The organism is Sphingomonas sp. CD22, assembly GCF_034556155.1.
Classification (GTDB): Bacteria; Pseudomonadota; Alphaproteobacteria; order Sphingomonadales; family Sphingomonadaceae; genus Sphingomonas.
Genome location: NZ_JAYDYX010000004.1, coordinates 81,129 through 105,031 on the forward strand (window position 1 = coordinate 81,129; position 23,903 = coordinate 105,031).

At 67.5% G+C, this 23,903-nt stretch carries 14 protein-coding genes and 1 tRNA gene; 10 read left to right on the plus strand and 5 right to left on the minus strand.

The window, feature by feature from the left end; all coding sequences use genetic code 11:
- Positions 1 to 33 precede the first annotated feature (33 nt).
- The gene (locus SFC76_RS09120; protein WP_322849166.1) at positions 34 to 1,416 is read right to left on the minus strand and encodes an RNB domain-containing ribonuclease; all 1,383 of its coding nucleotides are present in this window, start codon (positions 1,414 to 1,416) and stop codon (positions 34 to 36) included.
- A 76-nt stretch (positions 1,417 to 1,492) separates the two neighbouring features.
- Positions 1,493 to 4,726: an autotransporter outer membrane beta-barrel domain-containing protein gene (locus SFC76_RS09125; RefSeq protein ID WP_322849167.1), complete on the minus strand. Its 3,234-nt coding sequence runs from the start codon at positions 4,724 to 4,726 to the stop codon at positions 1,493 to 1,495.
- A gap of 260 nt (positions 4,727 to 4,986) precedes the next feature.
- Here SFC76_RS09125 and SFC76_RS09130 point away from each other — a divergent pair, with 260 nt between their 5' ends.
- Both SFC76_RS09130 and SFC76_RS09135 read left to right on the plus strand, forming a co-directional pair.
- Positions 4,987 to 7,164 carry an alkaline phosphatase family protein gene (locus SFC76_RS09130; protein WP_322849168.1) on the plus strand — a complete coding sequence of 726 codons (2,178 nt, stop codon included), beginning with the start codon at positions 4,987 to 4,989 and terminating at the stop codon, positions 7,162 to 7,164.
- The gene (locus SFC76_RS09135) at positions 7,148 to 7,819 is read left to right on the plus strand and encodes a hypothetical protein (protein WP_322849169.1); all 672 of its coding nucleotides are present in this window, start codon (positions 7,148 to 7,150) and stop codon (positions 7,817 to 7,819) included. Before SFC76_RS09130 ends, SFC76_RS09135 begins: the two co-directional genes overlap by 17 nt.
- 154 nt (positions 7,820 to 7,973) lie before the next feature.
- On the opposite strand, the gene SFC76_RS09140 is transcribed toward SFC76_RS09135, so the two are convergent.
- Positions 7,974 to 8,048: transfer RNA gene (locus tag SFC76_RS09140), tRNA-Gln, on the minus strand.
- A gap of 81 nt (positions 8,049 to 8,129) precedes the next feature.
- Positions 8,130 to 9,236 (minus strand): branched-chain amino acid aminotransferase, encoded by a 1,107-nt coding sequence (locus tag SFC76_RS09145; protein ID WP_322849170.1) that lies wholly within the window; start codon positions 9,234 to 9,236, stop codon positions 8,130 to 8,132.
- 60 nt (positions 9,237 to 9,296) lie between these two features.
- Here SFC76_RS09145 and SFC76_RS09150 point away from each other — a divergent pair, with 60 nt between their 5' ends.
- The 4 genes from SFC76_RS09150 (at position 9,297) to SFC76_RS09165 (ending at position 15,371) form a co-directional block, all read left to right on the plus strand.
- Entirely contained in the window at positions 9,297 to 9,785 is a 489-nt protein-coding gene (locus tag SFC76_RS09150) for a helix-turn-helix domain-containing protein (RefSeq protein WP_322849171.1), read from the plus strand.
- Positions 9,786 to 10,038: 253 nt separating this feature from the next.
- Positions 10,039 to 10,710, plus strand: coding sequence for a DUF6445 family protein (locus SFC76_RS09155; RefSeq protein ID WP_322849172.1), 672 nt, complete (start codon positions 10,039 to 10,041; stop codon positions 10,708 to 10,710).
- Between the two features lie 178 nt (positions 10,711 to 10,888).
- Entirely contained in the window at positions 10,889 to 13,798 is a 2,910-nt protein-coding gene (locus SFC76_RS09160) for a TonB-dependent receptor (protein ID WP_322849173.1), read from the plus strand.
- A 76-nt stretch (positions 13,799 to 13,874) separates the two neighbouring features.
- Positions 13,875 to 15,371, plus strand: coding sequence for a tryptophan halogenase family protein (locus SFC76_RS09165; RefSeq protein ID WP_322849174.1), 1,497 nt, complete (start codon positions 13,875 to 13,877; stop codon positions 15,369 to 15,371).
- 220 nt (positions 15,372 to 15,591) lie between these two features.
- Here SFC76_RS09165 and SFC76_RS09170 read toward each other — a convergent pair whose 3' ends face one another.
- A complete protein-coding gene (locus SFC76_RS09170) occupies positions 15,592 to 16,644 on the minus strand; it encodes a LacI family DNA-binding transcriptional regulator (RefSeq protein WP_322849175.1) in 1,053 nt (350 codons plus the stop codon).
- Between the two features lie 144 nt (positions 16,645 to 16,788).
- Here SFC76_RS09170 and SFC76_RS09175 point away from each other — a divergent pair, with 144 nt between their 5' ends.
- The 4 genes from SFC76_RS09175 to SFC76_RS09190 all read left to right on the plus strand — a co-directional run bounded on the left by SFC76_RS09175 (position 16,789) and on the right by SFC76_RS09190 (position 23,882).
- Positions 16,789 to 18,612, plus strand: coding sequence for an alpha-amylase family glycosyl hydrolase (locus SFC76_RS09175; protein ID WP_322849176.1), 1,824 nt, complete (start codon positions 16,789 to 16,791; stop codon positions 18,610 to 18,612).
- The gene (locus SFC76_RS09180; RefSeq protein WP_322849177.1) at positions 18,609 to 20,216 is read left to right on the plus strand and encodes an alpha-glucosidase; all 1,608 of its coding nucleotides are present in this window, start codon (positions 18,609 to 18,611) and stop codon (positions 20,214 to 20,216) included. Before SFC76_RS09175 ends, SFC76_RS09180 begins: the two co-directional genes overlap by 4 nt.
- Positions 20,213 to 22,306 carry a glycoside hydrolase family 97 protein gene (locus SFC76_RS09185; protein WP_416222406.1) on the plus strand — a complete coding sequence of 698 codons (2,094 nt, stop codon included), beginning with the start codon at positions 20,213 to 20,215 and terminating at the stop codon, positions 22,304 to 22,306. The genes SFC76_RS09180 and SFC76_RS09185 overlap by 4 nt, the downstream gene beginning before the upstream one ends.
- Before the next feature lie 76 nt (positions 22,307 to 22,382).
- Entirely contained in the window at positions 22,383 to 23,882 is a 1,500-nt protein-coding gene (locus tag SFC76_RS09190; RefSeq protein WP_322849178.1) for an MFS transporter, read from the plus strand.
- The last annotated feature ends 21 nt before the right edge of the window (positions 23,883 to 23,903 follow it).

Consider the following 23,903-nt stretch of genomic DNA (forward strand, 5'->3'; position numbering starts at 1 on the left):
TTTGGAAAGCCGCGATCATTCGATGCTCCATCCCTATGCAGCGACGAAGCGCATCGTTCGTCGGTCGACATCGACCTCGCTCAATTCCACATCGATGGTCTCACCCGGCTTGCGGCCTGCACCCGCCAGCCTGGCCACAACGGGCACGGTGTTGAGCTGGATACGCGCGCCGCGATCATCCGTGTCGATGATCGTCGCTGCGAAGACCTCGCCGACACGCTCCGACAGCAGGACCGCCTCTGCGACGTCGATGACGGCGCGTTCGATCTGCCCCGCACGAGCGTCGGCCTTGCCCATCACCTTGGGCAGCGCCTCGAATGCGGCGCTTACCGGTTCCGGTACAGGCTCGCCGTTCGCGACCGCGAGTGCGGCGCCTATGACGTAGCGGTCGGCAAGCCTGCGCAGCGGCGCGGTCGCCTGGGCGTAGGTCGCGGCGACCGCTGCATGCCAAGGTATCTCGCCCGCTCTGAACGGCGCATAGGAGGCTCCGTTTCCCGCACGGCGGATGGCGAGCATGAAGGCTGCGTCGGTCGGATCGTTCGGGTCGCGCGTGCGCGAGAATGTATCGAGCGATACGTCGATCGGCCAGGCCAGCTCCAGCGCCTGTGCGATGTGACGCAGCCGGTTCACTGCGGCATCGTCGGGTCCCGCCATCACCCGGAAGAGCCCCGTATGGTGGGCCTGCAACGCCTCGGCGACGGCGAGGTTCGTCGCCAGGGACAGCGCCGCGTTCTGCTCTTCCGACCGGAGGCGGGGGCGAAAGCCGAGCTGTAGCCGACCGCCGGCTTGACGGCTTACTTCCTGTTCGGGCGGATCGATCCGGGCGGCGCCGCGTGCCAGCTCGGCGGCCTGAAGACGGCGGGCAATTTCAGCGAATTCGATCGGGAGATCCGCGGGCTGCACCGTATCATAGGCGAGTTTGGCGGATGATCGAACGATCGCGCGCTCGACGCCGTCGAGCCGCGCTGCGCCGTCCGGGGCGACGCGCACGGCGAAGACGACGGCCGGGCGGTCCGCGTTCGGCAGGAGACTGACAGCCCCCTCGCTCAGGATCGGCGGATAGAGGCTCGCCTTGCCGTCGGGGAGATACAGCGTCTCTCCCCGTTTCCACGCTTCGATATCGAGCGCATCGCCATCCTCCACGAACCAGGCAGCATCAGCGATCGCATAATGCAGCAGCAGGTCCGATCCCGCCTGCTCGATCGCAAACGCCTGATCGAGGTCCTTGGAGGTGGCCGGGTCGAGCGTCACGAAACGCATCCGTGTTCGATCGACATGCTGCGTCGGAGGACGGCGAACCGCAGCGTCCGCCGCGGCGTTCACGAGTGGCGGAAAATCGGCGACAATCTGAAATTCGGTGCGGATCCGATCGAGAGCGTCGGCAAGAGCGCGATCCGGGTCGAGAAGCGTTTTCATAACGCGGGACCATGGACCCGACCCGCGCGCTTGCAAAGCACCGCGGCCGGGAGCGCCGTTTGCTGCCTAACGCTGGTCAGAAGCCAAAGGACATACTGACCTTGGCTCCGTTATCGACCGTCTGGTTGCCGATCACGCCTTCATAACCGCCCGCGACCCGGATGCGATCGGACGGAGCCCAGACCATTTCGAGGCTGGCCGTCGCCGCATCGCGCGACAAGGGCGCGCCGGTGACGTTGAACGGCAACGCCGCGTTCGCGAAGGACAAGGTCGCGATTCCATAACGATGATCGTCAAAACCGTGCCGCCAGGCGCCGCTACCCCTCACCATCAAACCGTCGACGATCGGCGTCGCCACGCGTGCGCCGACATAGCTGGTGACGAAGCTCTGATGCGTCGCCTCGCCGTGCAGTGCTGCCGCCCCGCCGCGCTCGTCGAAGGCTTCGCTGGATATGCGATAGGCGGCGCCGCTAACGAACGGCTCGAAGGTGCCGCCACCCAGCGGGATCGCATATCCGAGCTCGGCCACCGCATGCACGATGTGCGAATGATAGTCGGCGCGCAGCGTATCGCCGAACCCGTCGAAGCTCACCGCGCGGCGGGTCTTGCTGTCGAGCCACGTATAGCCCAATGCGGCGCTGACCAGCGCACCCCGGAATGCGCCGCCGGCATAAGCGAGCACGTGCTTGCCCTCCAGCCGCGCGCTGCTCGCCCGCGCGTCGAGGTCGACGTCGTCGTGGGTATAGCCGCCGGCGATGCCGATATGACCGATCGTCTCCGCGCCGCCCACGGCCGCGTCGATGCCTCCTGCACCGCCGAGCGTGTCGCGTTGCTGCTTGGCGATGCCGAGCGCGCGGGCGCCATCGTCCTGGCCCGAATTGGCGACGAATTGTCCCCAGATGCCGATGCCGGTGGTATGCTCGCGGGCGCGGCTCAGCACCGCTTGCTGGACCAGTTCGACATCGCGGACGGCGGCGGTCCGCAGCGATGCGTGGATCTCGCCCGACAGCAGATCGAGCGCCGGCGCCACGGCGGCATCGGCGGCGGTGGCGGTAAGGGCCGCATAGGCCGCATTGGCTGCCCCGAGGCGGCTGAAGGCGCCGACGACCGCCGTCTGGTTGCCGGTGACGGCGAAGGAGGACAGGCCGGAGGCGCTGCGTACCAGATCGACGTAATACGCGCCGGCGTTCTGCCCGGCGCGCAGTTCCGTCGCGCCCGCGGTGGGCTGGACCAGCGTGTAGCTGCCGGTGATGCCACCCGCGGCGGTGATCAGCGTGTAGCGCGTGCCGATCGGGGCCGTGCCGGTGCTGCCGGTGACGACGAGCTGGGCGCCGGTTCCGATCGTCGCGGAACCGCCGACGCGCAGCAGATCGCTGGTCGCACCGTTGATCGTGGCAGCGTAGCTGGAGCCCGCCGCCTGGACGAGATTGCCTGCGATCGTCAGCGTGCCGACGCCGTTGACGCCCGGCGAGATCGTGGCACCCGAGAGGAGCGATACGCTGCCCACCGATCCGGTGCCGGCCAGCGTGCCGCCGCTCACCGTCACGGGCGAGCCGACGCTGCCCAATATGACGAGCTGGCCGGCCAGGAGATTGGTCGCGCCGGAGAATCCGGGCAGCGCGCCGATCGTCACGCTGCCCGTGCCGGCCTTGATCAGCGCACCGGTGCTGGTGAGATTGGCGGTGAAGGTGCCATCGAAACTCTGTTCGATCCGCACCGTGCCGCGATCGACGAGGGCACCGGTCAGATTGGCGGTGGTGCCGACCAGCGTCGCCGTCGGGGCGACCGTGGTGAGGGCAGGGACCGTGGCGTTGCCGCCCAGCGTCCACGTGCCACCGGCGACATCGAGCCGCTCGAGATTGAACCCGCCGGCGAAATTGCCCGCGCCGGTGCCGCCTAGCGTCACGACGTCGGTCCCGGCGCCGCCGTCGAGCGTGCCCGCGATGACCGATCCGGGCAGCAGGGTGAGCGTATCGTCGCCGGCGCCGAGGCTGACGTTGCCGGTGATCGTGCCCGCGTTGGTGAGCGTGTCGTTCCCGTCGCCCATGTTCACCGCGCCGGTGATCGATCCGGTATTGACCAGCGTGTCGTTGCCGCCGCCCATGTCGATCGCGCCGAGCGTTCCGCCGGTGATCGTGCCGCTGTTGGTGATGCCGTCGTCGAACCCGCCGACCAGCTGAACGGCATAACCCGTACCGCCGCGGATGAGGCCGCTGTTCGTGATCGTCGTCGCGGCAACCGCCGCGCCACCCGGATTGGTATCGAGGTTGACGAGAATGGCGTTGCCGGCGCCGAACACGGTGCCGCTGTTGGTGACGGAGCCGCCGCCGATCGCGATCCCCTCCGCCGAGTTCGGCCGCCCGCCCGAATCGACGCCCCGGGCGCTGAGGCCCTGGATCGTGCCCGAGTTGACGATGGTCGCGACCAGATCGATGTCGACGCCATCGCCGTCGCCGTTGGTGGCGACGCCATCCCATGCGCCGGTGATCGTGCCGGTGTTGGTCACCGTGCCGGTGCCATCCGAGCCGACGCCGGAGCCGTTGCGGCCCTGGATCGTGCCGCCGTTCGTCACCGTCACCCCGGCATCGCTGGTGATGCCGTGGCGCAGGCCCGAGATCAGCCCGCCCGCCTGGTTGTTGACGGTGCCGCCGTTCGCCTGAAAGTCGATCCCGTCGTAATTGTTGTTGGCCGCCCCGTCGGCATAGATGGTGCCGGCATTGGTGACGACGGCGCCTTGCCCGGGACGAATGCCGTCCTGTCCGAACGATCGCAGCGACGCGCCGGCATAATTGTTGATGACGATCGACGCGGCACCCGATCCGGCCGAGTCGAAGTCGAGCGCCTGCCCACCGGCGGTGGTCTGGATCGTGCCGAAATTGTCGACGCGGATACTGCCGCCGGTCGGGTTGATGTTGACGCGGAACGCATCGTCCTGGCTGGTGATCGTCGCCCCGGCATTGTTCACCAAGGTGATCGTGCGCGCATTGTTCGCCCCGGACACGTTGATCGCACGGCCGCCGGCGGCGGTGGAGCTGATCGTGCCCGAATTGGTGATGGCGATCACCGTCCCCGTCTCGGTCACCGCCGGGTTGCTCGCACTGGCGATCGCCGCGCCGGGATCGACGGTGATGGTCCCCGCATTCTGCTGCGCGGTGTCCGGATTGGGCGTGGTTGCGTCGCATACCGCGGTGTTGGCGGCCGTGGTGACGCATCGCGCCCACGCCGGCGCGGCGGGGAGCAGGCTTGCCGATGCCAGACCCATCGCCGAAGCGGTGAGCAAGCGGGTCCGAGTGCGCGCGGTGTTCATCATGATCTGCCCCTCATCCGCGCGGCTTGGGTCGATCCGCTGCAGTTTTCAGATGGTTGGCTAGGCCGGATCGGTGACAATCCGGTGACGGTCACGACGGCAATCGCGACCCGCGTTCACCAATCCCTTCGATCGGTGTGCACCAGATCGTCCGACGCAACATATCCTTAACGGCTTAGTCACAGATGCGTCACGCACCGCGCCTAGTTGCTGTTACGAAATGTTGCTGGCGAGCCGCCGACGACAGGGTGGAGCCCCGGCCGATGAAGATACGTCATACGATGTTTGCCCTGTGCGCGTCCGCGGCTCTGCTCGCGGGCTGCAACGACGACAATGGCGCCGCACCCACGCCCGCACCCAGCCCGACGGCGACGCCGACCCCGACGGCGCAGGCAGCGACCCGGACGATCATCTTCGTATGGGATGGCCTGCGTCCGGACGACGTCACGCAGGCGGACACGCCGAACCTGTACGCGCTTCAGCAGGCGGGCGTCAGTTTCCCCGACAATCATTCGACCTATCCGACGTTCACGATGATGAACGGCTCGTCGTTCGCCACCGGCTCCTTCCCCAAGACGTCCGGCTTCTACGGCAACACCTTCTGGACGCCGCCGCAGGGCAGCGGGAACACCATCCCCGCCGGCAATGGCGCCGGCGGCACGGCGCAAGACTATGTCGATCCCGTGTTCACCGAAGACTATCAGGTGCTGAACACGCTCAACACTTATTACGGGGGCCAGTTGCTGCTGGTGAAGAGCCTGTTCGCGACCGCGCAGGCTGCCGGCATGACCACGGCGACCATCGGCAAGAGCGGTGCGGCCTATATCCAGGATCTCGGGAAGGGCGGCCTGTTCCTCGACGAGAATACGGTTCAGCCGCGCACCCTGGCGACGGAGCTGCAAACCGCCGGCATCCCGCTGCCTGCCAACACGGTGAACGGCTATGCCGGCACGGACGCGGTGACGCTCTCGGCCAACAACGGCAGCCCGACGGCGCGCGCCGGTTACGTCACCTTCAACACGACCGCTTATGATCCCGCCGGTGCGCTGACCGTGGCGGCACGCGATTCCTCCGACACCACGCAGGGAGCGCCCGAGGACGCCGCCAACAAATATATGATGGCGACCTTCACCAACTACATCCTGCCCAAGAAGAACCCGATGCTCTCGCTCATCTGGTTCCGCACCCCCGACAACGTCGAGCACGGCTACGGGCCGGGCACATCCAACGTCCGCGCCGGCCTGCGGTCGCAGGATGCCCGCCTCGGCGAACTGATGGCCGCGCTCCGCGCGCAGGGCATCGATGGTTCGACCAACATCGTCGTCGTCTCCGATCATGCCCATTCGACCGTGTCGGGTCCGCTCTCGCTCTACCCGCTGCGCGCGATCACGCCGTCCGCGACCGCACCCAATGGCGCGCCCGTCAACGGTTCGACCAGTGGAACCAGTGCCGCCACGCTCGGCGCGGTGAGCGCCAACGGCTTCAGCTTCTCAGGCGACGTCCGCTCCGCCGACCTGCTCACCTATCGCGGCTTCAAGGCCTATGACGGCGCCGGCTGCTCGACCAGCGCGATGTACGGGCTGAAGGCCAACGGCACGCCGACCATACCGCTGCGCCGCGACACCACCGGCACGCTGTGCGGCGCCGCCAACACCAACTATCAGGCGATCTCGTCGACGCTGGCCAGCCCGGTCGCCAGCTTCCGCGTGCCGGCCCCGGGCAGTCTGCCGGCCAATGGCATCGTCGTCGCCGCCAATGGCGGCTCGGATTACTTCTACGTGCCGAGCCATGACGCGACCACGATCGCCAATCTGGTCCGCTTTTTCCAGCAGCGCGAGGAATATGGCGCGATCTTCGTCGATAGCCGCTACGGCCAGATCCCCGGCACGCTGCAGATGAGCCAGGTCAACCTCGAAAACACCGCGCGAAAGGGCAACGGCCAGCCCGACGTGGTGGTGAGCTTCTCCTCCGACGAAACGGCCACCGTACAGGGCAAGTCCGGCATCGAATTCGAGAGCGTCGGCGGGCAGCGCGGCATGCACGGCAGCTTCGGCAGCACCGACGTGCACAACACGCTGATCGCTGCGGGGCCGTCGTTCCGCAAGGCGGCGGTGCTGACCACGCCGACCGGGAACGTGGACGTCGCGCCGACCGTCGCCTATCTGCTCGGCCTGTCGATGCCGCAGGCCGATGGGCGCGTGATCAACGAGGCACTGGCCACGCCGGCCAGCAAGGGAACGCCCACGGTGGCGGCGGCGTCGGTGGCGCCCACCAGCAGCGCGACCGGGCTTCGCTTCGAAGTGCCGACCGATCCGACCGGCGGCACGCCGGACCCGGTGTTCCCGCGCGGGACCTATACAGTGCTGCTGCAGGTCAAGGACCTGACCGTCGACGGCAAAACGTACCGCTACTTCGACTTCGCCCGTGCGCAGCGCCAGTAAGCGGATCATCGGTGTGGGGGTGGCGCTGGCCACCTCCACCGTGGCGGCGCCGGCGCTGTGCGCGGCGCCGCCCTCGCTCGACTTCGCCACCGTCTTCGCGACCACCAAGGAACCGCGCCGGCTTCACTATAAGGTGATGTACCGCACCGGCGACGGCATCCATCGCGTGGAGATCTGGCGCGACGGCGCGGTCCGCCTCAAGCGGGTGACCGACGGGGTCGTGACGACGCTGATCCACCACGATCCACGCGCCGCCGATTTCACCATGCAGGTGATCGATCCGCGCAAGCACACCAGCACGCGCGTCGATCGCGCCAGTCTGTATCGGATCGGCAATTTCACCGACTGGTTCGATCTGGCGCACGGCCTTCGCCACCCCAAGGGCAGCTATCGGTTGGTCGCACGCGCCCCGCTGTCGCCGATGCCGAAAACACCCGCGGCCTGCCGCTGGTACGATCTCAAGGACGCGAACCGCACCACGTCGATCTGCTGGGATAGCGCGAACGCCGTGCCGCTGCTGATCGCAAGCGGGCCGGGTCATCCGATCTGGCGGGTCGAGACGATAGATCGAGCCAAGTTCGACGGCGGGCTCTTCCAAGCAAACGACCGCGGCTTCATCCACGATGACGCGACGCGAGACATTCAGAACGACTAAGGCGCTTACCCTCGCGCCGGTGATCGCGGCGATAGAGATGCCGGAGCGAGGCCAAGGACGACGATCTCCCGCACGCCCCATTGGCACAGTCGACGGTACAAACTGAGGTGCCGGACCGGGGTCAGCCAGTTCGATCAATCGCTTGGATATAAACTGGCTGGGGCGGCAGGATTCGAACCTGCGGATGGCGGCACCAAAAGCCGCTGCCTTACCACTTGGCGACGCCCCAACGAGGAGGCGGCCTTATAGCCGGGTCGGCGGGGTTGGAAAGCCCCGCCGACACCAGTTTTCACGGCCGCCCCGCGAAAAGTCAGTCGAGCCGTTGCAGCCAGCCGTGCGGGTCGGCGGCGCGGCCGCGCTGGATCGCCGACAGCGCATCGAGCATGCGCTGGGTCAGCTGCCCGGTGCCGCCGCTGCCGATCGTGAAGCGGCCGTCGACGCCTGCGACCTCGCCGATCGGCGTCACCACCGCCGCGGTGCCGCATGCGAACGCCTCGGTCAGGCGGCCGCTTGCCGCGTCGGCACGCCATTGGTCGATGCCGTACAATTCCTCGCGGACCGCGATGCCCTGGTCGCGCGCGATGCGGATGATCGAATCGCGGGTGATGCCAGGCAGGATCGTGCCGGTTAGCGGCGGCGTCACCATCGAACCGTCGTCGAACACGAAGAAGACGTTCATCCCGCCCAATTCCTCGACCCAGCGCCGCTCGACCGCATCGAGGAAGACGACCTGGTCGCAGCCCTGGCGGATCGCCTCCGATTGGGCGAGCAGGCTGGCGGCGTAATTGCCGCCGCATTTCGCCTCGCCGGTGCCGCCGGGGGCGGCGCGGGTATAGTTCTGGCTGACCCAGATCGACACGGCGCGCGCGCCGCCCTTCCAATAGGCGCCGACCGAGGAAGCGATCACCATGTAGAGATAGTCGGACGACGGCTTGACGCCGAGGAACGCCTCGCTCGCGAACATGAACGGACGCAGGTAGAGCGCGCCGCCGTCGATCTGCGGGAACCAGTCGCGCTCGGTGGCGACGAGCTGGCGGCACGAGGCGAGGAACAGCTCTTCGGGCAGCTCGGGCATCGCCAGCCGGCGCGCGCTGTTGTTGAAGCGGCGCGCGTTGGCGTCGGGGCGGAACAATGCGGTGCCGCCGTCGTCGAGCCGATAGGCCTTGAGCCCCTCGAAAATCTCCTGCGCATAATGCAGCACCGCGGTCGACGGATCGATCGTGATCGGCGCGCGCGCGGTGATCGCGGCGTCGTGCCAGCCCTCGGCCTCGTTGTAGCGGATCACCGCCATATGATCGGTGAAGACGCGGCCGAAACCCGGGTCGACCAGCCGCGCGGCGCGCTCGTTGGCCTCGACCGGGGTGGCGCTGCGATCGAAACGGAAGGTCGGCGTGGCGGCCGGCGAAACACGGGTCATCGATTTCTCTCAGGCATCAGGGGTTGCGGTGGCGTACGAGCGGGGGCTAAACTGGTCAACATGGCTGCCACAGCTCCCTCCGCTTCCGCCCAGTTTCTCCGCGAGCCCGAATTGCGTCGCGGCATGGAATTGCTGTATTTTGGCCATAGCCATCTCACCCGCTCCGTCGATCAGGGGCTCGCAGCACAGGGATTGGGCCGCGCGCATCATCGTGCACTGTATTTCATCGCGCGCAAACCCGACCTGACGGTCAGCGAGTTGCTGGGATTGCTCGCGATCACCAAACAGTCCTTGGGTCGCGTACTCAACGAACTAACCGACCGCAAGTTGGTCGAGACCCGACCGGGCGAACGCGACCGCCGCCAGCGCCTGCTGCGCCTGACCGAAGAGGGCGCGCGGATGGAGAACGAGCTGTTCGAGGCGGTGCGGATCAAGATGTCGCAGGCCTATCAGACCGCCGGGCAGGATGCGGTGTCGGGCTATTGGGCGGTGCTGGAGGGGATGATCCCCGATATCGACCTGACGCTGGTCGAGGGCCTGCGCTCCTGACGGGTGGGGGCAGGCGCCGTCGCCGCTCCCGCCGGTGAACGCCATGGTCTAGCCTGCAACCAGATTTTACCAGATCCGCGGGGTCTGACAGGGTGGTGGCCCGCCAGCCGCCGTCCCTCGCCGAAGGTCGCTGCCTTCGTCGCGTTCATGGCCGCCAATCTGCTCCGCGAGCCGCCGGTCGAGGCTCGGTGATACGACCGCTATCCATCTGCGCCGATTGCATTCTCCACCGCGATGTCCGACATCCCCGGCGATGGAGTGGACGATCGCCATCACCCGCCACGGCGCCGAGGCGCAGCCGGTCGTGGTCATCGACGGCTTTGCCGATGCCGCGCGCTTCCGCGACGATGCCGCCTTCCTGTCGTTCGCGCCGATCGGGGCGCATTATCCCGGTATCCGCGCGCCCGTCGCGCCGCGGATGCTGCACGATCTGCTCGTCCGGCTCGATCCCGTCGCGCGGGCGGTGTTCGGGGTCGGTGGGCTGGCGATCGCCGATGCCTTTTATTCGATCGTCACCACGCCGCCGGCGGCGCTGACCCCGATCCAGCGCCTGCCGCATTTCGACGAACTGTCGCCGCGGCGTCTGGCGCTGCTGCACTATCTCTCGCCCGACGAGCGTAGCGGCACCGCTTTCTACCGCCACCGCACCACCGGGTTCGAATCGATCGATGCGACGCGGCTCGCGCCGTATCGCGCCGCGCTCGACGCCGACCTCCTCCGCCACGGCCTGCCCGGGGCGGGTTATATCGCCGGCGACACGCCGCTGTTCGAGCGGCTCGCGGTGCACGAAGGGCGGTTCAATCGCGCGATCCTCTACCGCTCGAACACGTTGCACTGCGCCGACCTGCCCACGGACCTCGCGCTCGACCCCGATCCGGCGTCCGGGCGGCTGACCGTCAACACCTTCCTCGACGCGACCGACTAAGCGACGAACGTTGCACGAAAAGCACGACGGCGGCGTCGCCCGCCGGCGACTGCCGTGAATACGTATGTGGCCGACTTGGCTCCTAATCCCCCCGCGTTCACAAGCCGGGCAGCCAGTCAGCTGATCATCCGCGATGGAGCGGGTGGGGGCATGACGCCACCAGGGGGAGGATTTCTTCGTGTCCCAGACCGATTCCGTATTCACGCGTCGCGCCCGTATCGCGCTGCGTTCGAGCACCGTGACGATCGCCAGCGTGCTGCTGGTCACCGGCGGTGCCGCCTTCGCGCAGGAAGCGCCCGATCCGCAGGCACCGAACGCCAATCCCTCCGCCGCGGCGACCGCGCAGGCGCCGGCCCCGGCCGCCGAGCCGACCCCCAATCAGGATGCGGCGCAGGCGCAGACCGCCGAGAACGCCACCGACAGCGGCGAGATCGTCGTCACCGGCATCCGCGCCAGCCTCGCCAATTCCGCCAAGATCAAGCGCGATTCGACGCTGATCGTCGACAGCGTCTCGGCCGAGGATGTCGGCAAGCTGCCCGACGTGTCGATCGCCGATTCGCTCGCGCGTCTGCCCGGCGTCACCGCGCAGCGGCTCGAGGGCCGCGACCAGCGCCTGTCGATCCGCGGCCTCGGCCCCGATTTCTCGACCACGCTGCTCAACGGCCGCGAGCAGGTGACCGTCGGCGACAACCGCGGCGTCGAATACGATCAATATCCGTCGGAATTCTTCCGCAACGTCAACGTCTACAAGTCCGCCGACGCGTCGCTGATCGCGGCGGGCATCTCGGGCACCGTCGATCTGCGCATGCTCCGCCCGCTCGACCAGCGCGACCGCGTTTTCGCGATCAACGCGCGCGGCCAGATGAACGGCATCGACAATCTCAATCCGGATTCGTCGCGCTACGGCTATCGCGCCTCGGCGACCTATATCGACAAATTCGCCAACGACACGCTCGGCATCGCGATCGGCGTGTCGGGCACGCAGACGCCGTCGCAGGACGAGCGCTACAACGCCTGGGGCTATCCCGGTACCGGCACCGCCGCCGATCCCTTCATCCTCGGCGGTGCCAAACCCTATGTCCAGTCGAACGAGCTGAAACGCTACGGCGCGGTCGGCACGGTGGAATGGCAGCCGTCGGAGGTGTTCCACTCGACCTTCGACGCGCTCTATTCCGATTTCACCGAAACGCAGCGGCTGCGCGGTATCGAATTCCCGCTCGGCTTCTCCGATCCGACGCGCAGCGGCATCACCGTCGACAACGGCTTCGCGACGACGACGACGTTCACCAACGTCTTCGCGGTGCAGCGCAACGACTATAACCAGCGCAAGGCCAAGAACCTGTCGCTCGGCTGGAACAACGACATCAAGCTTGGCGAGCGCCTCCACTTCAACGTCGATGCGAGCTGGAGCCGCGCGACGCGTACCGACTTCCTGCTCGAAACCAACACCGGCACCGGCTTCGCCAAGAGCGGCGTCGCCGACACGGTGAGCGTGACGCAGAACGCCAACGGCACCTACCGGATCGTACCGACGCTCGATTACACCAACACGAACGTCCTGCGCCTCACCGATCCGCAGGGCTGGGGCAACAACGGCACGCAGGCGGTGGTCCAGTCGGGCTTCCTCAACCAGCCCAAGTTCAAGGACGATCTCAAGTCGCTGCGCGCCAGCCTCAACGGCGAATTCGACGGCAGCCTGGTGCGCGGCTGGGAGGTCGGCGGCAATTACAGCCGGCGCGAGAAGACCAGCGCCTACACCTCCTATTTCCTGTGTCCGAAGGGGGCGGGGACCGGCTGCACCGTCGCCAGCGGCACGCCGACCAGCGCCGCGGTGCCGAGCGAGGCGTTGCTCGGGACCAACATCCCGCTCGACTATCTCGGCGTCCCCGCGATGCTGACCTACGACCCGCTCTACGTCTACAACAACGCGCTGAACGCGGCTTATGACAATCGGCCGTCTTCGCTCGTCCGCGACAATCGCGTGATCGAGGACGTCTTCACCGGCTATGCCAAGCTCACCATCGACGGCGAGCTCGGCGGCAAGACGGTGAAGGGCGCACTCGGCGTGCAGGTGGTCCACTCCGAACAGCGTTCGGTGGGCCAGATCGCCAGCGTCGTCACGGGCAACGTCACCGTCGCACCGGCCGACCAGAAGGTGAATTATACCAACGTGCTGCCGTCGGCGACGCTGTCGGTCGAGCTGATCGACAACGGCTATGTCAAGCTCGGCGCCTCGCAGACGATGGTGCGCCCGCGGCTCGACCAGGAGCGGGTGACGCAGGACGTGGCGATCAACCTGACCAACATCGGCCGGACCCCCGCGGGCCTGTTCCCGGTGTTCAGCTCGACCGGCGGCAACGTCGCGCTGCGGCCGTATCAGTCGACCAACATCGACATGTCGTTCGAGAAATATTTCGACGCCGGCGGCTATGTCGCGCTGTCGGGCTATTTCAAGCACCTCACCGACTTCGTCGATCCCAACAACAGCTATGCCTACGACTTCTCCGCATTGCTGCCGGCGCTGACCGCGGCACAGCAGGCGCAGGTCGTCGCCGCCGCGCAGACGATCGGCAACGTCAGCGCGCCGGCGAACACCGGTCGCGGCGAGGTGCTGGGCGTCGAGGCGACGATCTCGCTGCCGTTCAAGGCGATCACCAGCGCGCTCGACGGCTTCGGCATCTTCGCGAGCGGCAACTACACCCAGTCGACGATCAAGTTCGCCAGCAACCCGACGCAGGCGATCACCTTGCCCGGCCTGTCGAAATGGACCGGCAGCGGCACGATCTATTTCGAGAAATGGGGCTTCCAGGCGCGCGCCAACTATCGCTACCGCTCGGATTTCCTCGCCGAGGTCGCCGGCCTCTCGGCGTCGCCGACCTATCGCACCGCCAAGTCGGAAGGCATCCTCGATGCGCAGATCGGCTATGAATTCCAGGAGGGCTTCCTCCAGGGCTTCTCGATCCTCGCGCAGGCCAAGAACCTGACCGACCGTCCGTTCATCACCTATCAGAACGACGATCCGCGGCAGGTGATCGACTATCAGCGCTACGGCCGCGATTATTATATCGGCATCACCTACAAATTCTGACGCCGATCTCCTTTCCTCCCCCGAACCTGGGCTGTCGTCCTGTGACGGCAGCCCTTTTTGTCGATAGGCCAAGGGCATGACAGCATCCGTCACCACGATCGTGATCGCCGGCGGCGGCACCGCCGGCTGGATGGCGGCGGCAGCGCTGGGCGGCTTCCTCGAGAGCGGCTATCGCATCCGCCTGATCGAATCCGACGCGATCGGCACCGTCGGGGTCGGCGAGGCGACGATCCCGCAGATCCGCCTGTTCAACCAGGCGCTCGGCCTCGACGAGGATGCCTTCCTCCGCGCCACCGGCGGCACCTTCAAGCTCGGCATCGCCTTCGACGGCTGGCGCGAGCCCGGCCACAGCTACATGCACGCGTTCGGCGACGTCGGCCGCGACGTCGGGCTGATCGCCTTCCAGCATTATTGGCTGCGCGCGCGCCGGCTGGGGCTGGCCAGGCCGCTCGACGCCTATTGCCTGAACGACATCGCCGCGCGCGCCGGTCGCATGCACCGCGGCGGCCCGCTCACCGCGCCGACCATCCCGGCGCTGCCTTATGCCTTCCACTTCGATGCGGGCCTCTATGCCGCCTATCTCCGCCGCTTCGCGGTCAACCGCGGCGTCGAGCGCACCGAAGGCCGGATCGCCCATGTCGAGCGCGACGGCGAGAGCGGCGACGTCGCCGCGCTGCTGCTCGATTCCGGCGAGCGGATCGCGGGCGACCTGTTCCTCGACTGTACCGGCTTCGGCGGTCTGCTGATCGAGGGTGCGCTCGCCACCGGCTATGAGGAATGGAGCCGCTGGCTGCCCTGCGACCGCGCGATCGCCGTGCCAAGCGCCAATGTCGGCCCGCCGCCGCCCTATACCCGCGCGATCGCGCGCGCCGCGGGCTGGCAATGGCGCATCCCGCTCCAGCATCGCACCGGTAACGGCCACGTCTATTGCAGCGCCTTCACCAGCGACGATGCCGCCGCCGACACCTTGCTCGCCGATATCGAGGGCGAGGCGCAGGGCGATCCGCGCCAGCTCCGCTTCGTCACCGGCCGCCGCAAGCGCGCGTGGAGCCACAATGTCGTCGCGATGGGGCTGGCGAGCGGCTTCCTCGAACCGCTGGAATCGACCAGCATCCATCTCATCCAGTCCGCCATCGCGCGGCTGATCAAGCTGCTCCCCGCGCTGCCGATCGCCGCCGCGCTCCGCGACGCATATAACCGCGAGACCGGAACCGAGATCGAACGCATCCGCGACTTCCTGATCCTCCATTATTGGGCGAACGGCCGCGACGAACCCTTCTGGCGGGCCTGTCGCGACATGGCGCTGCCCGACACCCTCCGCGCCAAGATCGCGCTCTGGCAGGAGGCGGGCACGATCGTCCGCGAACAGGAGGATTTGTTCACCGAAGACGGCTGGCTGCAGGTGCTTGCGGGGCAGGGGGTGGAGGCGCGGGCGCACCACCCGCTCGCCGACCAGATCGAGCCCGGCGACCTTGGCGAATATATGGAAACGTTGGAGCTGCTCTACCGCCGCGAGGCGGCCGCGATGCCGACGCATGCGGCGTTCATCGACCGGCATTGCAAGGTGCGGTGAACGGGCGAGAAGGATCGGTGCGCGCAGAGGCGCGGAGAGCGCGGAGAAGACCCTCGAAGTGCGCACGCAATCCGGTCATCGCGATCGGTGGATAGGACGGGCCACCGAGGCGGCGAGCGCAACACCTCTGCGTCCTCCGCGCCTCTGCGCGAACGCACTCTCTTCTTTTCGGCTTGCCGTGAGCGGCGAATGGCGATCAATACCCGTGGAGGCAGGCCGGTTACGTCGACCCGCGCACGATCAGCCGCGGCTGCAACAGCGCGGTATCGGTCGGCTCGTCGGCGATGCGGCGCAGCAGCGTGTCGACCAGCACCTCGCCCGCCTTGCGATAGTCCTGCGCGATCGTGGTGAGCGGCGGCTGCGTCGTCGCCGCGACGGGGATGTCGTCGAAGCCGATGATCGCGACATCCTCCGGCACCCGCCGCCCCGCCTCGGCGAGCGCGCGCACCACGCCGAGCGCGATGATGTCGGACGCGGCGAACAGCGCATCGAACGGCACGTCGCGCGCCAGCAACCGCCGCGTCGCCTCATAGCCCGAATGCTCGACCGACAGCGCGTCAACGTGGAGGCCCGGATCGACCGGCAGGCCCGCCGCACGCAGCGCCGCCGACAGGCCGCGGTAGCGGTCGCGAAACTCCGGATAATGGTCGTCGGCATCGCCGATGAAGCCGATCCGCCGCCGGCCGCGCGCGATCAGATGCTCGCCTGCCATCCGCCCGCCGGCGATATTGTCGCAACCGATCGTCGCATCCGTCGTATGGCTGTCGACCGAGCCCCAGCGCACGAAATGCGTGCCCTGCGCGACCAGCGCCTCCAGCCGCGCCTTGTACAGTTCGTAATCGCCATAGCCGAGCAGGATGATCCCGTCCGCCTTGCGGCTGTCCTCGTAATCGGTGTGCCAGTCGGCGGAGAGTTGCTGGAAGGAACTGAGCAGATCGTAGCCGCGCGCGGCGCAGGTGCGCAGGATCGATCCTAGCATCGACAGGAAGAAGGGGTTGATGAAGCTGCCGTCGTCGAGCGGGTCCTCGAAGAACAGCAGCGCCAGCGTCATGCTCTGCCCGCGCCGCAACGACGAGGCGTTCTTGTCGACCTTGTAGTTGAGCTGGCGGGCGATCGCCTCGATCCGCATCCGCGTCGCCGCGCTCACCGTCCGGTCGCCGCGCAGCGCGCGGCTGACGGTCGGCTGCGACACGCCGGCGCGCGCGGCGATGTCGAAGGAGGTCGGCTTGTCGCTCGCTCCGCCCGGTCCCCGTCCTCTGCTCTTCACGGCCATCGCCGCAATCTACATCAGGCGAAGGGGTGGGGATAGCGCCTCTGAATACGTATGCTCTATGCTTGGCTTGGCGCGCCGGCATCCGCACAACGACGGCGGATGCGGCCGGCGAAGGATCGGGTGCACGGCCATGTCGGGGGATGCATGCTGAAGCTCGCCACACGAACCGCGACCGCGCTCGCGCTGCTGGTCGCTGCACCCGCCGTGGCTGCGCAGACCGCCGACTATCGCGCGCGGCTGCCGCAGGACGAGGTGATCTATTTCCTGCTTCCCGACAGGTTCGAGAACGGCGACACGGCCAATGATCGTGGCGGCCTGACGGGCGCGCCTTCGGTCACCGGCTTCGATCCCGCCGCCAAGGGTTTCTATCACGGCGGCGACCTCAAGGGGCTGACCCGACGGCTCGATTATATCCAGTCGCTCGGCGCGACCGCGCTGTGGGTCGGGCCGATCTTCAAGAACAAGCCGGTGCAGGGCGCCCCCGGGCAGCAATCGGCGGGCTATCACGGCTATTGGATCACCGACTTCACGCAGGTCGATCCGCATCTCGGCACCAATGCCGATTTCGCCGCGCTGGTCGCGGCGGCGCATGCGCGCGGGATGAAGGTCTATATGGACATCATCATCAACCACACCGCCGATGTGATCCAGTATCGCGAATGCGCGGCCAAGCGCGAATGCCCGTATCGCAGCCGCGCCGATTACCCCTATCAGCGCCGGCTCGGCGTCGGCGGCAAGCCGATCAACCCCGGGTTCGCCGGCGATGACGTCCACACGCGCGAAAATTTCGCGCGCCTCACCGACCCGGCCTATGCCTATACGCCCTTCGTCCCCGCCGCCGAAAAGGCGGTGAAGGTGCCGGCGTGGCTCAACGACGTCACGCTCTACCACAATCGCGGCGACACGACCTATCGCAACGAGAGTTCGACGATGGGCGATTTCGTCGGCCTCGACGATCTGATGACCGAGAATCCGAAGGTCGTCGCGGGGATGATCGACATCTTCGGCGGCTGGATCGACCGGTTCGGCATCGACGGCTTCCGCATCGATACCGCCCGCCATGTCGATCCGGAATTCTGGACCCGGTTCGTGCCCGCGATGCAGGCGCGCGCCAAAGCGAAGGGCATCCCCAATTTCCACATCTTCGGCGAGGTGTCGGATCACGAGGTCCGGCCCGCCGTGCTCGCGCAGCATACGATCGTCGACAAACTGCCCGCGGTGCTCGACTTTTCCTTCCGTCAGGCGGTGGTCGAGACCGTCGCCGGCACCCGCGGCACCGACGCGTTCGAGGCGCTGTTCGACGGCGATGCGCTGTACGCCAAGGGCTTCGACACCGCGGTGCAACTGCCGACCTTCACCGGCAATCACGACGACGGCCGCTTCTCGACCTTCGTCCGCAAGGCGTTCCCACAGGCAAGCGATGCCGAGGTGATGGCGCGCGTCATGCTGTCCAACGCGATGCTGCTGACGCTGCGCGGCGTACCGACGATCTATTCGGGCGACGAACAGGGGTTCGTCAGCGACGGCAACGATCAGGACGCGCGCGAGGACATGTTCGCGAGCAAGGTCGCGGTCTACAACGACAACCACCTGCTCGGCACCACCACGACCACGGCGACGGCGCATTTCGGGCAGGACAATCCGCTGTTCGGACAGATCGCCGCGCTGGCGAAGCTGCGCCGCGCGATGCCGGCGCTGACCCGTGGTCGCCAGCAGTTGCGCGCACGTGGGGAGACGCCGGGCCTGCTCGCCATCTCGCGCTTCGATCCGGTCAGCGGCGCGGAGGTGCTGCTCGCGTTCAACACCGCGACGACGCCGCTCACCCGTCAAGTCGAGATCGGCGTCGGCGCGACCGGCGCGACCACGCTTTCCGGCACCGGCTGCGGCGCGGTCGCCGTGCCGGGCAGCCTGACGATCACGCTTCCTCCCCTCGGCTATGCCGTCTGTGCCCTGAAGGCGACCCAATGACCCTGACTGACCGCCCGTGGTGGCACGGCGCGACCATCTACCAGATCTATCCGCGCAGTTTCGCGGATTCGAACGGCGACGGTATCGGCGATCTGCCGGGCATCACCGCGCATCTCGATCACGTCGCCAGCCTCGGCGTCGAGGCGATCTGGCTGTCGCCCTTCTTCCGCTCGCCGATGGCCGATTTCGGGTATGACGTGTCGGACTATTGCGACGTCGATCCGATCTTCGGCACGCTTGCCGATTTCGACGCGCTCGTCGTCCGCGCGCACGATCTCGGGCTCAAGGTGATCGTCGATCAGGTCTGGGCGCATACCAGCGAGCGGCATCCGTGGTTCGTCGAAAGCCGGTCGAGCCGCGACAATCCCAAGGCCGATTGGTACGTCTGGCGCGATCCGCAGCCCGAGGGGTCGCCGCCCAACAATTGGCAATCGGTGTTCGGCGGCCCGGCCTGGACCTGGGACGCGCGCCGCGGCCAATATTACATGCACAATTTCCTGAAGGAGCAGCCGCAGGTCAACGGCCACCATCCGGCGGTGCAACAGGCGTTCCTCGACGTCGCGCGCTTCTGGCTGGAGCGCGGCGTCGACGGTTTCCGCATCGACGCAATCAATTTCATGATGTTCGACCCCGATCTGCGCGACAATCCGCCTGCGCCGCTCGACGACGGCATCCCGCGCACCCGCCCGTTCGATTTCCAGCTCCACACCTACAACCAGAGCCACGACGCCATCCCCGGCTTCCTCGAGCGGGTGCGGGCGCTGTTCGACAGTTACGATGCGCGCTTTACCGTCGCCGAGGTCGGCGGCGCCGACAGCGATCGCGAGATGAAATTGTTCACCGCCGAGGGCCGTCGCCTGCACAGCGCCTATGGCTTCGACTTCCTGTATGCGCCGACGCTGACGCCGGGGATCGTCGCGGCGGCGATCGACAAATGGCCCGAGCAGGACGGCGTCGGCTGGCCGAGCTGGGCGTTCGAGAATCACGACGCGCCGCGTGCGATCTCGCGCTGGGCGGGGCAGGGCGACGCAGCCGCCTTCGCGCGGATGAAGATGCTGCTGCTGGCCAGCCTGCGCGGCAATATCTTCCTGTATTACGGCGAGGAACTCGGCCTGACGCAGGTCGCGGTACCGTTCGAGGATCTGCAGGACCCCGAGGCGATCGCCAATTGGCCGCAGACGCTGTCGCGCGACGGCGCGCGTACGCCGATGGCGTGGCGCAGCGATGCCGCCAATCTGGGCTTCTCGACCGCCCGGCCGTGGCTGCCGGTCGGTGCCGATCATGCCGCGCTGGCGGTCGACCGGCAGGAGCGCGATCCGCATGCCCTGCTGCACTGGACGCGCGCGACGCTGGCGCTGCGCAAGCGGCATCCCGCGCTGTTGACCGGCGATATCCGCGTCGTCGCGGCGGACGCGGCGATGCTCGCGATCGAGCGCCGCGCCGCGGACGAGACGATGCTCTGCGTGTTCAACCTGTCGCCCGAACCCCAGCGCTGGGCGCCCGGGCAGCCCGATACATGGCGGCCGGTGGTCGAGAGCGGAACGCAGGGCTGGCATTTCGACGGATATGGCGCTCTGATCGCCACCAAAACGGGAGAGGCATGATGAAACATTACACGATCGGCGGCGCGCTCGCGCTCGCGCTGCTGGCGAGCACGGCGCTCGCGCAGACCGACACCAATGGCGTCGCCCAGATCCCGACCGTCGCAGCCGCGCCGGCGGCGACCGCGACCTCGCCCGACAGATCGCTGGTGGTGACGATCGCGCTCGATAACGACGGCCGCCCGACCTATGCGGTGACGCGCAAGGGCAAGCCGGTGCTCAACCCCGGCAAGCTCGGCGTGATGTTCACCGACACGCCCAAAATCGAACGCAACCTCGAGCTGATCGGCAAGACGACCGCGTCGGCGGACAGCAGCTGGACGCAGCCGTTCGGCGAATGGAAGACGATCCGCGACCGTCATAACGAACTCGGCCTCCGCTTCCGCGAGAAGACCGGGCTGAAGCGCGAGATGGACGTGACGTTCCGCATCTTCGACGACGGCATCGGCTTCCGCTATAGCTTCCCCGACCAGCCCAACCTGCATCAGGCGAACATCGCCGACGAGCTGACCGAATTCGCCTTCGCACAGAACGGCACCGCGTGGTGGAAGCCCGCATTGCAGTGGAACCGCGAGGAATATCTCTACGAGAAGACCCCGCTCGACGCGGTCGGCACCGCGCAGACGGTGATGACGGTCAAGCTCGCCGACGGCACGCACGCCGCGGTGCACGAGGCGGCGCTGATCGATTACGCCGCGATGAATCTGGCACGCAGCGAGGGCAATACGTTCAAGGCGGCGCTCACCCCCGGCGCCGGCGCGCCCAAGGTGGTGCGGACCGCGCCCTTCGCCTCGCCGTGGCGGACGGTGATCCTGTCGGACGATGCGCCGGGCCTGTACATGAGCCACCTCGAACTGAACCTCAACGAGCCGAACGCGCTCGGCGACGTCAGCTGGATCAAGCCCGGCAAGTTCGTCGGCGTGTGGTGGAACATGATCAAAGGCGACTGGACCTGGGCAACGGGTCCGAAGCACGGCGCGACCACCGCCAACGTCAAGAGATACATCGATTTCGCTGCGGCGAACCGCATCCCCGGCGTGCTCGTCGAGGGCTGGAACGTCGGCTGGAACGGCGACTGGTTCGGCAATGGCAACGGCATGGAGTTCGACCGGCCGACCCCCGATTTCGACGCGGCCGCGCTATACCGCTACGCCAAGGCGAAGGGCGTCTATCTGATCGGCCATAACGAGACCGGCGGCTCGGCGAGCCATTACGACGCGCAGCTCGACCGCGCCTTCTCCTATGCGCGGGATCACGGCATTCCGGTGGTCAAGACCGGCTACGTTACCGATGCCGGCCAGATCGAGCGCGTCGACGCCGACGGCACCAGGAAGCGCGAGTGGCACGAGGGCCAGTGGATGGCGAACCATTATCTGCGCGTCGTCCAGACCGCCGCCAAATACAAGGTGGGCATCGACAGCCACGAGCCGATCAAGGACACCGGCCTGCGCCGTACCTATCCGAATTGGCTGAGCCGCGAGGGTGGCCGCGGCATGGAATATAACGCCTGGCCGGGCAAGAATCCGCCCAACCACGAAGCCAATATGTTCTTCACGCAATGGCTCGGCGGCCCGATGGACTTCACACCCGGCGTGCTCAGCCTCGAAGGATCGGGCGGCAGCCCGTTGCTGTCGACCGAGGCGAAGCAGCTCGCGCTCTACGTCGTGATCTATTCGCCGGTGGCGATGGCGGCGGATACGCCCGAGAATTACGCCAAGCATATGGACGCCTTCCAGTTCATCCGCGACGTACCGGTCGATTGGTCGGAAACGCGCGTGCTCAACGGGGAGGTCGGCGACTACGTGACGGTGGCGCGCAAGGACCGCGCCAGCGACGATTGGTATCTCGGCAGCATCACCAACGAGGCACCGCGGACGCTCACCGTCGCGCTCGACTTCCTCGATGCCGGGCGCAGCTATACCGCAGAAGTGTATCGCGACGGCACGGGGGCGGATTACCGAACGTCGGCGCGCCATGCGATCGCGATCGAGAAGCGCGCCGTCAAGAAGGGCGACACGCTGTCGCTCGCGCTGGCGCCGGGCGGCGGGCAGGCGATCCGCTTCGTCGCCGCCGGCAAGGCGCGGCGGCGGTGATCCGTCGCGCGCGATCAGCCAGATCCACGCTGTCCTGCCTGACGTGTTCCGGCATCCACCGCCGCGCGAGCGCCGCATGACAGCGACCACGCGGCCGCGGCAGAGCTGGGCGGGCCTTTGGAACATCTCGTTCGGTTTCTTCGGCATCCAGATCGGCTTCGCGCTCCAGAATGCGAACATGAGCCGCATCTTCCAGTCGCTCGGTACCAGCCTCGACGATCTGCCGGCCCTGTGGGTCGCGGCGCCGCTGACCGGGCTGCTGGTGCAGCCGGTGATCGGCCATCTCAGCGACCGCACCTGGCTGGGGCGCCTCGGCCGGCGGCGGCCCTATTTCCTCGCCGGTGCGATCCTTGCCGCGATCGCGCTGCTGCTGATGCCCGAAAGTCCGGGGCTGCTGATGGCGGCGTTGCTGCTGTGGCTGCTCGACGCGTCGCTCAACGTCTCGATGGAGCCGTTCCGCGCCTTCGTCGGCGACATGCTCGACAAGGACCAGCATGCCGCCGGCTATGCGGTGCAGACCGCCTTCATCGGTGCGGGAGCGGTATTCGGCTCGATCTTCCCGTGGCTGCTCGAACAGCTCGGCGTGGCGAACGTCGCGGCGGGCGGCGGCATTCCGGATACGGTGCGCTTCGCCTTCTGGTTCGGTGGCGGCGCGCTGTTCCTCGCGGTGCTGTGGACGGTGGTGACCACGCGCGAATATTCGCCCGCGGAGATGGCGGGCTTCCATGGCGAGGCCGACGCCGAGGATCAGGCGCAGGTGACGCGCACGCTCGCCGCGCGCCGGCTGACCGGCAGCGGCGTGTGGATCGCGGCGGGGGCGATCGTCGTCGCCGGCGTCGCGGCGTTCGGCCTCGAAAAGGAAGTATATCTGCTCGGCGGCCTGCTGATCGCCTACGGGCTGGCGAGCATCCTCGCCATCCTGCGCGCGCGTGGCGGCAAACCCGTCGACATGCTCGGCCATATCGTCGGCGATTTCGGCGGCATGCCGGTGCTGATGAAGCGGCTGGCGGTCGCGCAATTCTTCAGCTGGTCGGCATTGTTCATCATGTGGATCAACACCACGCCGATCGTTGCTGGCGCCTTCTACGGCGCGCCCGACGCGCGCAGCCCGCTGTACCAGGAGGGGGCCAATTGGGTCGACGTGCTGTTCGCGACCTATAACGGCATCGCCGCGGTGGCGGCGCTGACGCTGCTGCCGCTGCTGGCGAAGCGGATCGGGCAGGCGCGCACGCATATCGTCGGGCTGCTGTGCGGCGCGGCGGGCTTCGCGAGCTTCTTCTTCGTCACCGATCCCGAATGGCTGCTCGCGAGCGAGATCGGCATCGGCATCGCCTGGGCGTCGATCCTCGCCATGCCCTATGCGATCCTCGCCTCCAGCCTGCCGCAGCGCAAGCTCGGCATCTACATGGGCCTGTTCAACGTCTTCGTCGTCGTGCCGCAATTGCTGGTGGCGACGGTGATGGGATCGATCACCAAGCATCTCTTCCCCACCCAGCCGATCTGGACGCTCGCCTTCGCCGCGGGTGCGCTGCTGCTCGCGGCACTGGCGATGACGCGGGTCGAGGCGGTGCGCTAGCGGCCGGGATGCGCCGGGCAC

What these genes read in the sequence shown, in the direction of transcription:
- SFC76_RS09120 (WP_322849166.1), bottom strand. Translation starts at nt 1,416, where the DNA reads ATGAAAACGCTTCTCGACCCGGATCGCGCTCTTGCCGACGCTCTCGAT.
- SFC76_RS09125 (WP_322849167.1), bottom strand. Translation starts at nt 4,726, where the DNA reads ATGATGAACACCGCGCGCACTCGGACCCGCTTGCTCACCGCTTCGGCG.
- SFC76_RS09130 (WP_322849168.1), top strand. Translation starts at nt 4,987, where the DNA reads ATGAAGATACGTCATACGATGTTTGCCCTGTGCGCGTCCGCGGCTCTG.
- SFC76_RS09145 (WP_322849170.1), bottom strand. Translation starts at nt 9,236, where the DNA reads ATGACCCGTGTTTCGCCGGCCGCCACGCCGACCTTCCGTTTCGATCGC.
- SFC76_RS09150 (WP_322849171.1), top strand. Translation starts at nt 9,297, where the DNA reads ATGGCTGCCACAGCTCCCTCCGCTTCCGCCCAGTTTCTCCGCGAGCCC.
- SFC76_RS09155 (WP_322849172.1), top strand. Translation starts at nt 10,039, where the DNA reads ATGGAGTGGACGATCGCCATCACCCGCCACGGCGCCGAGGCGCAGCCG.
- SFC76_RS09165 (WP_322849174.1), top strand. Translation starts at nt 13,875, where the DNA reads ATGACAGCATCCGTCACCACGATCGTGATCGCCGGCGGCGGCACCGCC.
- SFC76_RS09170 (WP_322849175.1), bottom strand. Translation starts at nt 16,644, where the DNA reads ATGGCCGTGAAGAGCAGAGGACGGGGACCGGGCGGAGCGAGCGACAAG.
- SFC76_RS09175 (WP_322849176.1), top strand. Translation starts at nt 16,789, where the DNA reads ATGCTGAAGCTCGCCACACGAACCGCGACCGCGCTCGCGCTGCTGGTC.
- SFC76_RS09180 (WP_322849177.1), top strand. Translation starts at nt 18,609, where the DNA reads ATGACCCTGACTGACCGCCCGTGGTGGCACGGCGCGACCATCTACCAG.
- SFC76_RS09185 (WP_416222406.1), top strand. Translation starts at nt 20,213, where the DNA reads ATGATGAAACATTACACGATCGGCGGCGCGCTCGCGCTCGCGCTGCTG.
- SFC76_RS09190 (WP_322849178.1), top strand. Translation starts at nt 22,383, where the DNA reads ATGACAGCGACCACGCGGCCGCGGCAGAGCTGGGCGGGCCTTTGGAAC.